This window comes from Streptomyces sp. MnatMP-M17 (assembly GCF_900091995.1).
Taxonomy (GTDB): Bacteria; Actinomycetota; Actinomycetes; order Streptomycetales; family Streptomycetaceae; genus Streptomyces.
The window spans coordinates 1-12,566 of sequence record NZ_FMDK01000460.1 but is presented as its reverse complement, the minus strand read 5'-3'; the positions used below and the strand labels follow the sequence as shown (position 1 = coordinate 12,566).

Genomic DNA, 12,566 nt, shown 5'->3' with positions numbered 1-12,566 from the left:
ACGCCCGATAAAGGGCACTAGCACCTCAAGCTAGCGCGTCTGCCATTCCGCCACCCGGACGAGTGGTCGAACCGCGGGTTTGTGCGCGGCGACGGGGACAACGATACCAGGGGATCGGGGTGGTCCTCACCTGTATATGCGGTGGTCAGGGGGCGCGTGGGGTGCCGTGTGGGATATCCCCTACGGCACCCCACGCGCTCGCGGTCACGGGCAGGGTCAGGGCATCAGGTGGTAGTCCGGGAAGTTGCCCGGCGGGCGTTCACCCGGAGGGCCGTCCGTGACCGCTCGTACGAGGAGTTCTCCGCCGACGAAGGCGCCTCGCCAGGAGTGGCCGAAGCCGCCGAAGAGCTCTTCGCGGTCACCGCGGGAGCGGGGCTTGCCGTGGCCTACCTTGAAGGCGCGGATCTGCGGGGAGAGCCGGGCGTAGGTGGCCGGGTCGTCGGTGGAGAGAGTCGCGACGAGGGCGCCGTTCGAGGCGTTCATCGCGGCCAGCAGTTCCGCCTCCGTGTCGACCAGGACGATGGTGTCGACCGGGCCGAAGGGCTCCGCGTGGTGCAGCGGCGAGGACGGCGGCGGGTTGAGGAGAGTCACCGGCGGGAGGTACGCGCTGGTGTCCTGACCCGGCAGGAACAGACCGTCGGACAGCGATCCCTCGTGCAGCGGGACCGCGCCGCGGCTGATCGCCTCGGCGACATGGTCCGCCAGCTCCTTGGCCTTGGCCGCGTTGATAAGCGGCCCGAAGTCGAGTTCGGGAAGCGGGTCCCCGGGCTGCTCGACCGCCAGGGGATGGCCCAGCCGGATGGAGCGTACGGCGGGCAGATACGCCGCGAGGAAGTCCGCGAAGAGCGAGCGCTGGACGACAAAGCGCGGATACGCCGTGCAGCGCTGCTTACCGTAGTCGAACAGCTTGGGGATGACGGCCGTCAGGGCGCTCCAGTCGCTGTAGTTCCAGATGCCCCAGGTGTTGAGTCCCTCCTGTTCGAGCACATGGCGCTTGCCGAGGTCGGCCACCGCGGTGGCGATCCTGGCGCCGGTGTCCCGGCCGCCGACGAAGGAGACACAGCCGATCTCCGGCGAGCGCACGAGCGCCTCGGAGAGCTCGCCGCCGCTGCCGCTGACCAGGGTGATCGGGATGCCCTCGCGGACGGCGAGCGCGGAGGCCAGCGTCAGACAGGCCACTCCCCCGTCGGTGGGAGCCTTGGCGATCACCGCGTTGCCGGCCAGTGCCTGCACCAGCATGGCGTGGACCAGGACCGACATCGGATAGTTCCAGCTCGCGATGTTGGAGACCGGGCCCGCCAGCGGGCTCCGGCCCTCCAGCATCCGGTCCACGTTGTCCACGTACCAGCGCACGCCGTCGATCGCACGGTCGACGTCGGCCTGGGCGAGGCGCCACGGCTTGCCGATCTCCCACACAAGGAGCAGGGCGAGCAGTTCACGGTGTTCGGCGAGCGCGTCGAGCGTGGCGCTCACCCGCGCCTTGCGCACCGTGAGCGGAACATGCCGCCACACGCGGTGATCGTCCAGACAGGCTCGCACAGCCTGCTGGGCGGTGGCCGCGTCCAGCCGCGGCGGGCCCGCTATGGGGCTGCCGTCGACCGGGCTGGTGGCGGGCAGGGCGCGGCCGTCGGACTGCCACGAACCGGCCCAGAGATTCAGCACACGGTCGTCCTGGAAGGCCTCGGGCGCCACGGCGAGGCAGCGCTCCCAGGCGTCGGACCAGGCTGTGCCGGGCTTCAGCGACAGAGTCAATTGAGGAGTGAGGGTGGGTGCCATTGAGGGTCTCCGCTTTCAGGGGCGGGAAATGACATGGCTCGGCCTGCCTGCCGTGGAAGCCTGGCAGGCAAGGAGTGATGGAGAAGGATGGAAATAGTGGTGGAGATGGCGACGGAGAGAATCGGTCCTCACGGGACGCGACCTCTTGTTATTTCGGCTGCTCGGCGTAGTCGGCTTACTTCACGTCGGCTTACCCGACAGTAGGGAAACCAATAGCGCCGCGGCACGCACTCCGTTCAATTATGAGTGACGTCACGTGTCGCCGCGAGGCGGTCGAGGACCAGCCTCGCCGTCTCCGAGGGAGTCGAGCCGACCCGTACGCCGACCGCCTCCAAGGCCCGTTTCTTGGCCTCGGCCGTTCCTGAGGAGCCGGAGACGATCGCCCCCGCGTGCCCCATGGTCTTGCCCTCGGGCGCGGTGAATCCGGCGATGTAGCCGATCACCGGCTTGCTGACACGGCCCGCGATATAGGCCGCCGCCCGCTCCTCCGCGTCGCCGCCGATCTCACCGATGAGTACGATGATCTCGGTGTCCGGGTCGTCCTCGAACGCGGCGAGGCAGTCGATATGGGTGGTGCCCACGACGGGATCGCCGCCGATTCCGACCGCCGAGGAGAAGCCCGTCTCGCGCAGTTCGTACATGAGCTGATAGGTGAGCGTGCCGGATTTGGAGACGAGTCCGATCCGGCCGGGCTTGGCGGCGATGTCCGCCGGGATGATGCCCGCGTTGGACTGTCCCGGACTGATCAGTCCGGGACAGTTGGGACCGACGATACGGGTGCCCCGCTCCTTCGCGTACGCCTGGAAGGCGACCGCGTCATGGACCGGGATGCCCTCGGTGATCACGACCGCGAGTTCGATGCCCGCGTCCGCGGCCTCGATGACGGCGGCCTTCGCGAAAGGCGGCGGTACGAAGACGACCGTGACATCCGCGCCCGTCGCCTCCATGCCTTCACGCACCGAGCCGAAGACGGGCACGGCGCGGTCGTCGAAGTCGACGGTACGGCCCGCCTTGCGCGGGTTGACACCGCCGACGACATCGGTGCCGGCGGCGAGCATCCGCCGGGTGTGCTTCATGCCCTCGCCGCCGGTCATGCCCTGGACGAGGACCTTGCTCTCCTTGGTCAGAAAGATCGCCATGGTGTCCGCTCTCCTTGAGCCGGGTGGCCGGATCCGGGTGGTCGGGCCTCTTGGTGCCGGACCTCTTGGTGGTGAGGCGTCCTGGCCGGCTATCCGGCGGACGCCAGTACGGCGGCCTGGCGGGCCGCCCCGTCCATCGTGGTGACCTGGTCCACGAGCGGATGCGCGCGGTCCGCGAGGATCGCACGGCCGCGGGCGGCGCTGTTGCCGTCGAGGCGCACCACGAGCGGCTTGGTCAGCCGCACCGATTCCAGGGCCTGGACGATCCCTTCGGCGACGGCGTCACAGGCTGTGATGCCGCCGAAGACATTGACGAACACGGACTTGACGTCCGGATCGGAGAGGATGACGGACAGCCCGTCCGCCATCACCTGGGCGGACGCCCCTCCCCCGATGTCGAGGAAGTTGGCGGGACGGGCGCCGCAGCCGGCGACCACATCGAGAGTCGACATGACCAGGCCCGCGCCATTGCCGATGATGCCGACCTCGCCGTCGAGCTTGACGTAGTTGAGCCCCTTGGCCGCCGCGGCGGCTTCGAGCGGATCGGCGTGCGGATCCTCTCCGGTGTCGCCCCAACGCACCTGCCGGAAGCGCGCGTTGTCGTCAAGAGTGACTTTGCCGTCGAGGGCGATAATCAGCCCGTTCGCCGTACGTACCAAAGGGTTCACCTCGACCAGCAGGGCGTCCTCGCGGACCAGCACCTGCCACAGCGCCTGGAGTACCGGAACGGTGTCCGGAGGCAGCTTCGCGGCGGCGGCGATCTCCGCCGCCTTGGCCTCGGTGACTCCCTCCCTGGGATCGATCGGGATACGGGCGACAGCCTCCGGACGAGTCGCCGCGACCTCCTCGATCTCCATTCCGCCCTCGGCCGAGGCGATCGCGACGAAGGTCCCCGCCGCACGGTCGAGGACATACGAAACGTAGAACTCGGCTTCGATGTCGACTGGTTGAGCGAGCATCACCTTCCTTACGGTGTGGCCCTTGATATCCATGCCGAGGATCTGACGTGCGGTCAGTTCGGCGGCGGCCGGGTCGATCGCGAGCTTGACGCCGCCCGCCTTCCCCCGGCCGCCCGTCTTCACCTGTGCCTTGACGACCACACGGCCGCCGAGACGCTCGGCGGCGAACCGGGCCTCCCTGGCCAGTTCCACCACTTCGGCCTCGGGCACCGGGATGCCGTAGTCCGCGAAGAGTTCTCTTGCCTGGTGCTCATACAGATCCATGCCGGCTCCCATTTGACGAAAGTGCCGCACGCCCCCTGGACACCATCCACCGGATGCGGGATAACAAGCTTCATACAGTATTCGTCGACTGTATGCAATGTACCGGGAGGGCCACCGCCCTCCCCTACGAAGGGACAGGACCGCCCTCATGTCCGATGCCAGCCAGGAGCTCGTTTCCGGTGGTCATCTGGTCGCCAAGGTACTCAAAGCGGAAGGTGTGGAGGTCGTCTACACCCTCGGCGGCGGCCGGATCACCGACCTCCATGACGGCTGCGCCGACGAAGGCATCGACGTGGTCGGCGTACGGCACGAGCGGACGGCCGTCCATGCCGCCGACGGCCACGCGAGGATCACCGGCCGGCCCGGCTGCGCGCTGGTCACCTCCGGTCCCGGTATCACCGACGCCCTCACCGGCGTCGCGGGCGCGTTCCGCGCCGAGTCCCCGATGCTGCTCATCGGCGGACGGGGCGCGGACGGCCGGCACACGATGGGGTCGCTCCAGGAACCGCCGTACGTGGACCTGATGGACCCCGTCACCAAATTCGCCGCCACCGTGCCGGACCCGGCACACGCGGCCGGCCTGGTGTCGATGGCGTTCCGCGAGTGCTACCTCGGCGCGCCCGGCCCGTCCTTCCTGGAGATCCCGAGCGATGTACTGGATGCCAAGGTGCCACTGGAGAAGGCCCGGATCCCCGAGGCCGGTCACCACCGGGCCCCGGCCCGCGCGGCCGGTGACCCCGAGGCCGTCGAGAAGCTCGCCGATCTGCTCGTCCGGGCCGAGAAGCCGGCCGTCCTGCTCGGCGGCCAGGTCTGGACGACCCGTGGGACGGACGCCGCCGTCGCGCTGGTGCGGGCACTGAACGTACCCGCCTATACGAACGGAGCGGGCCGTGGCACCCTGGCGCCCGGCGATCCGCACCACTTCGAGCTCTCCCGCCCGTACGCGTTCGCCAACGCCGATCTCATCGTCGTCGTCGGCACTCCGTCCGACATCCGTGCCGGATACGGCACACGGCTCTCGCCGACCGCGACCGTCGTCCAGATCGATCTCGACCACCGCACCGTCGACAAGAACCGCGACATCGATCTCGGCATCACGGGCGACGCGGGCCTGGTGCTCTCGTCGGCCACCGAGGCCGCGAGCGCGCGGATCGACTCGGGCTCCGTCCGGCGCAAGGCCTGGCTGGAGGAGCTGCGTACCGCCGAGCGGACTGCGGCCGACAAGCTGCTGCCGCAGCTCACCTCGGACGCCGCGCCCATCCACCCGTACCGGCTGGTCCACGAGATCGACCGGTTCCTCACCGAGGACTCGGTCTACATCGGCGACGGCGGCGGCATCGTCACCCTCGCCGGCCAGATCGTCCAGCCCAAGTCCCCCGGCCACTGGCTGGATCCGGGCCCGCTCGGCACGCCCGGTGTCGGCATCCCGTTCGTCCTCGCCGCCAAGCGGGCCCGGCCCGGCAAGGAGGTCGTGGCGCTCTTCGGCGACGGCGCCTTCCCGCGGACCGGCTGGGACTTCGAGACCCTCGTCCGTCACAACCTGCCGTTCGTCGGCATCATCGGCAACAACTCCCCGATCGATCCGACCCGTTACGCCGAGGCCACCGCATACGGCCACGAGCGGAAGCGGGCCGGCGGCCACCACCTCGGAGACATCAGCTACGACACATTCGCCCAGATGCTGGGTGGTTACGGCGAAGAAGTACGCGACCCGGCCGACATCGCGCCCGCGCTCCGGCGGGCCCGCGAGTCCGGGCTGCCCTCGCTGATCAACGTCCGGGTCGATCCCGACGCGTACGTCCCCGCAACCATGAACCGGACCAGGTACAAGTAGAGGAGCCCCCTCATGACGCAGGCTCTTGAGACCGCAGTGGGAACGAAGGCGCTCACAGGCATACGGGTGCTGGACATGACGCACGTTCAGTCCGGGCCCTCGGCCACGCAGTTGCTCGGCTGGCTCGGCGCCGACGTGCTGAAGCTGGAGGCACCCACCGGCGACATCACCCGTAAGCAGCTCCGTGACATCCCCGATGTCGACTCGCTGTACTTCACGATGCTCAACTGCAACAAGCGGTCCATCACCCTCAACACCAAGACGGAGCGCGGCAAGGAGATCCTCACGGAGCTCATCCGCCGCTCCGATGTGATGGTGGAGAACTTCGGTCCGGGAGCCGTGGACCGTATGGGGTTCACCTGGGAGCGCATCCGGGAGATCAATCCGCGGATCGTCTATGCCTCCATCAAGGGCTTCGGCGACGGCCCGTACACCAACTTCAAGGCGTACGAGGTCGTCGCGCAGGCCATGGGCGGCTCGATGGCCACCACCGGCTTCGAGGACGGGCCGCCGCTCGCGACCGGCGCGCAGATCGGCGACTCCGGCACCGGCATCCACGCCGTCGCCGCCATTCTCGCCGCGCTCTTCCAGCGTGAGCACACCGGCCGTGGCCAGCGCGTCAATGTGGCGATGCAGCACGCCGTGCTCAATCTCTGCCGGGTGAAGCTGCGCGACCAGCAGCGGCTGGCGAACGGCCCGCTCGCCGAGTACCCGAACGAGGACTTCGGCGACCAGGTGCCGCGCAGCGGCAACGCGAGCGGCGGCGGCCAGCCCGGCTGGGCGGTCAGATGCGCGCCCGGCGGCCCCAACGACTATGTGTATGTGATCGTCCAGCCCGTCGGCTGGCGGCCGGTCACCGAGCTGATGGGCCGGCCCGAGCTGGCGGACGACCCGGAGTGGGCGACGCCGGAGGCCCGGCTGCCCAAGCTGAGCAAGATGTTCCAGCTCATCGAGGAGTGGACGAGCACCCTGCCCAAGTGGGAGGTGCTGGAGAAGCTCAACGCCCACAACATCCCGTGCGGACCGATCCTCTCCACCAAGGAGATCATCGAGGACGCCTCGCTGGCCGCGAACGACATGGTCATCGAGGTCCCTCACCCCAAGCGCGGTTCGTTCACCACCGTCGGCAACCCGCTGAAGCTCTCCGACTCCCCCGTGGACGTCGTCACCTCACCTCTGCTGGGTGAGCACAACGAAGAGGTGTACATCGGCGAGCTCGGTCTCGACGACGAGGAACTGCGCCTGCTCAAGTCGAACGGAGTCATCTAGCCGATGGACAGCACGGAACCGAATCAGCAGGCCGTACGGGCGGTCCTGGACGCCGCGCTCGCCGAAGGCCGTACGGCCCTGACCGCTCCCGAGGGGAAGGCCGTCACGGACGCGTACGGCATTCCCACCCCGGCCGAGGCGCTCGCCGAGACCGTCGACGACGCCGTGGCACTCGCGGACCGGATCGGTTTCCCGGTCGCACTGAAGATCGTCTCTCCGGAGATCCTGCACAAGACGGAGGCGGGCGGTGTGAGAATCGGCCTGAATTCGACCGCGGAGGTACGCGGCGCTTTCCTGTCGATCGTCACCAATGTCCGGGCGTACGACCCGAAGGCGCGGATCCTCGGCGTCCAGGTGCAGCAGATGGTGCCGGCCGGTACGGAGGTGCTGATCGGCACCGTCACCGACCCGGCCTTCGGCAAGATCGTGGCCTTCGGCCTCGGCGGAGTCCTGGTGGAGGTCCTGAAGGATGTCACTTTTCGGCTCGCGCCGGCGACGAGGGACGACGCGCTGTCGATGCTGGACGGGATCCGCGCCGCGGAGATCCTGCGCGGCGTGCGCGGCGGCGCGGCCGTCGACCGGGAGGCGCTGGCCGGGCTGGTGGTCAAGGTGTCACGGCTGGCGGCCGACTTCCCCGAGATCGCGGAGGTCGACCTCAATCCGGTGTTCGCGTCCGAGAACGGGGTGATGGCCGCCGACGTACGGATCCTGCTGACCAGGGAGGTTCCGGCCGCGCCGCGCACGTACACCCGCGAGGCAATCCTCGCCTCCATGGGACGGCTGATGAAGCCCGCCTCGGTGGCGGTGATCGGCGCCTCCGGCGAGCAGGGCAAGATCGGCAACTCGGTCATGCGCAATCTGATCGACGGCGGTTTCCCGGGCGAGATCCATCCGGTGAACCCCAAAGCCGATGACATACTCGGCCGTAAGGCGTACAAGAGCGTGATGGACGTGCCTGGTGAGCCTGATGTGGCGGTCTTCGCGATCCCCGCGAAGCTCGTCCCGGCGGCCCTGGAGGAAGTCGGCCGCAAGGGCATACCGAACGCCGTGCTGATCCCGTCCGGCTTCGCCGAGAGCGGCGAGCACGAACTCCAGGCGCGGATCGTGTCCATCGGCGAGGAGTACGGCGTACGGCTGCTGGGGCCGAACATCTACGGCTACTACTCCACCTGGCAGGACCTCTGCGCCACCTTCTGCACGCCGTACGACGTCAAGGGCGGCGTGGCGCTGACCTCGCAGTCCGGCGGTATCGGCATGGCGATCCTGGGCTTCGCCAGGACCACCAGGACGGGCGTCTCGGCGATCGTCGGCCTCGGCAACAAGTCGGACCTCGACGAGGACGATCTGCTGACCTGGTTCGGCGAGGACCCGAACACGGACTGCATCGCGATGCATCTGGAGGACCTCAAGGACGGGCGCGCCTTCGTGGACGCGGCGCGCGCGACCGTACCGAAGAAGCCGGTGGTGGTCCTCAAGGCCGGACGTACGGCGGCCGGAGCCAGGGCGGCGGGCTCGCACACCGGCGCGCTCGCCGGTGACGACGCGGTGTACGACGACATCCTGCGGCAGGCCGGTGTCATCCGGGCGCCGGGACTGGGCGAGATGCTGGAGTACGCGCGGGCGCTGCCCGTGATGCCCACTCCGCGGGGCGGCAATGTCGTGATCATCACGGGCGCCGGCGGCTCCGGTGTGCTGCTCTCGGACGCCCTCGTCGACAACGGTCTGTCGCTGATGGAGATCCCGCCGGATCTGGACGCGGCGTTCCGCGCCTTCATCCCGCCCTTCGGCTCGGTCGGCAATCCGGTGGACATCACCGGTGGTGAGCCTCCCTCCACCTACGAGGCGACGATCAGGCTGGGCCTGGAGGATCCGCGGATCCATTCGCTGGTGCTCGGGTACTGGCACACGATCGTCACTCCGCCGATGGTCTTCGCCGAACTGACGGCGCGGGTCGTGGCGGAGTTCCGGGCCCGTGGCATCCACAAGCCGGTGGTGGCGTCGCTCGCGGGCGATGTGGAGGTGGAGGAGGCGTGCCAGTACCTCTTCGAGCGCGGTGTGGTGGCGTACCCGTACACCACGGAGAAACCGGTCGCCGCGCTCGGTGCGAAGTATCAGTGGGCACGGGCTGCGGGGCTGCTGTGATAGGCCGCGAGCACACCGCATCCATCGATATGACACACCGTCAGAACGCACAGTCGTCCGGTGGACCGGGTTTCGTACCCGGGGCCGCCGGAGGTCCGGGGGTTGCACCCGGGACAACACAGCCAGTGGGCCAGGAACGCGGGATCTTCACGAGACACCGTCAGTTCCGCATTTCCGGCGCACCTGGTGCACCGTCAGAACAGCACACCGGTCAGGTGGTTGGGAGGTTACCGATGACCTAGCCCGCCCGGGGCAGCACGAAGGTTTTGGACAGGGGGCGCTGGCCAGCTCTTTCGATGCAAGGGGTGCAACACCACATGACAACTACCGAGATCCCCACTTCCGTCCCCTACAAGGAGGTGACGGACGGCAACGGCCGTGTGTACCGGATCGGTGAGACCGACCGGCACATCATGGGCCGTCCCCGATGGACGATGGTGCTCTTCCCCTGGATGGGAATGATGGGCATCAGTTCGTCGGAGTACGCGTTCACCTCGGCGGAGGACACTCTGCACGAGGCACACCTGTGGAGCAGCGGGCATATCTTCTGGCTGATGGGTGTCTGGATCTTCTTCCAGGCGGCCGTGGCCTTCCCCGCCGGGCAGCTCCGTGAGAGCGGCAAGCTGCCCGCCCGGTACGCCATGATGCTCGGCGCGCTGGGTACGTTCCTCGGCTATCTCTCCCTGGCCTACGCGCCGCATGTGATCGTGGCGTACATAGGCTTCGGAATGTTCAGCGGTATAGGCGCCGGTCTGGTCTATGCCACCTGTGTGAACATGGTCGGCAAGTGGTATCCGGAGCGGAAGGGCGGCAAGACCGGCCTCGTCAACGGCGGTTTCGCCTATGGCTCCGTGCCGTTCGTCTTCCTCTTCACCTCGTACATGGACCTGAGCAACTACCAGACCGTTCTGGTGGCTGTCGGTGTCATCTGCTGCCTGGTCGTCGCCGTCGCCGGCTGGTTCTTCAAGGACCCGCCGAAGTACTGGTGGCCCACGGGAGCGGACCCGCTCAAGACGTCGGAGGACCCCCGTATCCGGCGTGCGCTGGAGAAGAACCCGCCGGCGCTGAAGCAGTACACACCGAAGGAAGCGGCACGGACGCCCGTGCTGTGGATGATGTGGTTCTGCCTGCTCTGCACGGCCGGAATCAATATCTTCGGTATCGCCTTCCAGGTTCCCTTCGGCAAGGACATGGGCTTCGCGGGCGGGATCGTGGCAACCGCGATGTCGCTCAAGGCGATCGTGAACGGTACGGGACGCGGTGTCATCGGCTGGATCTCCGACCGGTACGGACGCCGTAACACACTGATCTTCGTCTGTCTGGTCCTGGGCAGCGCGCAGTTCGGTGTGCTCGTCTCCGGCTCCATGGGAAGCATGCCGTTCTTCCTGTTCTGCTCGATGGTCTCCGGCTTCGGCGGCGGCGCGATCTTCCCGCTCTTCGCGGCGATGACGGCGGACTACTTCGGGGAGAACAACAACGCTTCCAACTACGGCATGGTCTACAGCTCCAAGCTGATATCCGGCCTGGTCGGCTCCGGTATGGGAGCCGTGGTGGTGGCCGCCTGGGACTACGAGGGCGCGTTCATCATCGCCGGAAGCATCGGTCTCGCATCGGCGGTACTGGCCCTGTTCCTGAAGGCGCCAGGAAGGCCGAGTCACAAGAAAATCCAGCCCAACCCCAACCCGATCGGTCGGGAGATAGCCTGAAATGAAAGCACAACCTCTCTCCGGTACGTCCGCGCCGGCTTCGGCCGGCGCGGGCTACCGCGAAATCACCGACGCACGCGGCCGTGTCTACCGGATCGGTGAATCCGACCGGCAGATCCTCGGCCTCCCCCGCTGGACGATGGTGGCGCTGCCCTGGCTCGCCATGCTCGCCATCAGCGTCTTCGAGTACGCCTTCGGGGCTGCGGAGGAGACCCTGTCCAAGGCTCATCACTGGAGTTCGACGAACACCTTCTGGGTGCTCAGCGTCTGGATCTTCTTCCAGGCCGCCGTCTCCTTCCCGGCCGGCCGGCTGCGGGAGAAGGGCATCCTGAACAGCAGGGCGGCCATGCTCATCGGCTCGTTCTTCTCGCTGGTGGGATTCGTCAGCCTCAGTCATGCGCCTAACATCTGGCTCGCGCTGGTGGGCTTCGGCCTGCTGGGCGGGCTCGGCTCCGGGCTGATCTACTCGACCTGCGTGAATATGGTCGGCAAGTGGTACCCGGAGCGCAGGGGCGGCAAAACCGGGCTGGTCAACGGGGCGTTCGCCTATGGCGCCGTGCCGTTCATCTTCCTCTTCACCTACGGTTTCGACACCTCGAACTACCACACGGTGCTCGATCTGGTGGGGATCTATGTCCTGGTGCTGACGCTGGTCTCGGGCCTGTTCTTCAAGGATCCGCCGAAGAACTGGTGGCCGGAGGAGGTGGATCCGCTCAATATCGCCGGGGATTCGAAGACCGGCAGGGCTCTCGCCAAGAACCCGCCCGCGGTACGGCAGTTCACGCCGAAGGAGGCGTTGAAAACGGGTGTGGTGCCACTGATGTGGCTCTGCATGCTCTGCTGTGCCGGTGTGTCGATCTTCGGTATCTCGTTCCAGGTGCCGTTCGCGAAGGAGATGGGCTTCGGCCCGCTCATCGCGGCGTCGTCCATGGGTGTGATGTCGGTGATCAACGGCACCGGGCGCGGTGTGGTGGGCTGGCTGTCGGACAAGCTGGGCCGGCGGACCACGCTGACCTATGTGTGTCTGACGCTGGCCGTGGCCCAGTTCGGTGTGCTGTGGGCGGGCGAGATCCGCAACCAGACACTGTTCCTGGTCTTCGCCTTCCTGTCGGGCTTCGGCGGCGGTGCGTTCTACCCGCTGTTCGCCGCGCTGGTGCCCGACTACTTCGGGGAGAACAACAACGCCTCGAACTACGGCATGGTCTACAGCGCCAAGCTGATCAGCGGCTTGTTCGGCGGTGGTCTCGGCGCGGTCGTGGTGGCCTCGTGGGGCTTCGTCGGCGCGTACGTGGCATCCGGTGCGGTCTCGCTGATCGCCGCGGGACTCTCACTGGTACTGCGGCAGCCCGGCGGTCCGGAACGCGGGCGAAGGACGGTCGTACTGCCGTGGGCGCGTACGCGTGCGCCGGGTGAGGCGCCCGCCTGACCCGGTGAGGGCGGGCGTCATCACACAGACGGCCCTCCGCGCGGCTTCCTC

General features: G+C 67.8%; 8 protein-coding genes. 5 read left to right on the top strand and 3 right to left on the bottom strand.

What is annotated here, in order from left to right; translation table 11 throughout:
* Positions 1-216: 216 nt before the first annotated feature.
* The 3 genes from GA0115259_RS20695 to sucC all read right to left on the bottom strand — a co-directional run bounded on the left by GA0115259_RS20695 (position 217) and on the right by sucC (position 4,138).
* Positions 217-1,776: an aldehyde dehydrogenase family protein gene (locus tag GA0115259_RS20695; RefSeq protein WP_093599279.1), complete on the bottom strand. Its 1,560-nt coding sequence runs from the start codon at positions 1,774-1,776 to the stop codon at positions 217-219.
* Between the two features lie 236 nt (positions 1,777-2,012).
* The gene (gene sucD / locus GA0115259_RS20690; RefSeq protein ID WP_093599276.1) at positions 2,013-2,915 is read right to left on the bottom strand and encodes a succinate--CoA ligase subunit alpha; all 903 of its coding nucleotides are present in this window, start codon (positions 2,913-2,915) and stop codon (positions 2,013-2,015) included.
* Between the two features lie 89 nt (positions 2,916-3,004).
* Complete coding sequence (gene sucC / locus GA0115259_RS20685; RefSeq protein ID WP_093599282.1) at positions 3,005-4,138, bottom strand: ADP-forming succinate--CoA ligase subunit beta; 1,134 nt, start codon at positions 4,136-4,138, stop codon at positions 3,005-3,007.
* Positions 4,139-4,286: 148 nt separating this feature from the next.
* Between sucC and GA0115259_RS20680 the strand changes: the two genes are divergently transcribed.
* The 5 genes from GA0115259_RS20680 (at position 4,287) to GA0115259_RS20660 (ending at position 12,515) form a co-directional block, all read left to right on the top strand.
* Positions 4,287-5,972 (top strand): thiamine pyrophosphate-binding protein, encoded by a 1,686-nt coding sequence (locus GA0115259_RS20680; protein WP_093599273.1) that lies wholly within the window; start codon positions 4,287-4,289, stop codon positions 5,970-5,972.
* 12 nt (positions 5,973-5,984) lie between these two features.
* Positions 5,985-7,241 carry a formyl-CoA transferase gene (gene frc, locus GA0115259_RS20675; RefSeq protein WP_093599270.1) on the top strand — a complete coding sequence of 419 codons (1,257 nt, stop codon included), beginning with the start codon at positions 5,985-5,987 and terminating at the stop codon, positions 7,239-7,241.
* 3 nt (positions 7,242-7,244) lie between these two features.
* Positions 7,245-9,383 carry an acetate--CoA ligase family protein gene (locus GA0115259_RS20670; RefSeq protein WP_093599267.1) on the top strand — a complete coding sequence of 713 codons (2,139 nt, stop codon included), beginning with the start codon at positions 7,245-7,247 and terminating at the stop codon, positions 9,381-9,383.
* 317 nt (positions 9,384-9,700) lie between these two features.
* Positions 9,701-11,089, top strand: coding sequence for an OFA family MFS transporter (locus tag GA0115259_RS20665; RefSeq protein ID WP_093599264.1), 1,389 nt, complete (start codon positions 9,701-9,703; stop codon positions 11,087-11,089).
* Between the two features lies 1 nt (position 11,090).
* Positions 11,091-12,515, top strand: a complete 1,425-nt coding sequence (locus GA0115259_RS20660; RefSeq protein WP_093599261.1) for an OFA family MFS transporter — start codon at positions 11,091-11,093, stop codon at positions 12,513-12,515.
* Positions 12,516-12,566 lie beyond the last annotated feature (51 nt).

What these genes read in the sequence shown, in the direction of transcription:
- GA0115259_RS20695 (WP_093599279.1), bottom strand. Translation starts at nt 1,776, where the DNA reads ATGGCACCCACCCTCACTCCTCAATTGACTCTGTCGCTGAAGCCCGGC.
- sucD (WP_093599276.1), bottom strand. Translation starts at nt 2,915, where the DNA reads ATGGCGATCTTTCTGACCAAGGAGAGCAAGGTCCTCGTCCAGGGCATG.
- sucC (WP_093599282.1), bottom strand. Translation starts at nt 4,138, where the DNA reads ATGGATCTGTATGAGCACCAGGCAAGAGAACTCTTCGCGGACTACGGC.
- GA0115259_RS20680 (WP_093599273.1), top strand. Translation starts at nt 4,287, where the DNA reads ATGTCCGATGCCAGCCAGGAGCTCGTTTCCGGTGGTCATCTGGTCGCC.
- frc (WP_093599270.1), top strand. Translation starts at nt 5,985, where the DNA reads ATGACGCAGGCTCTTGAGACCGCAGTGGGAACGAAGGCGCTCACAGGC.
- GA0115259_RS20670 (WP_093599267.1), top strand. Translation starts at nt 7,245, where the DNA reads ATGGACAGCACGGAACCGAATCAGCAGGCCGTACGGGCGGTCCTGGAC.
- GA0115259_RS20665 (WP_093599264.1), top strand. Translation starts at nt 9,701, where the DNA reads ATGACAACTACCGAGATCCCCACTTCCGTCCCCTACAAGGAGGTGACG.
- GA0115259_RS20660 (WP_093599261.1), top strand. Translation starts at nt 11,091, where the DNA reads ATGAAAGCACAACCTCTCTCCGGTACGTCCGCGCCGGCTTCGGCCGGC.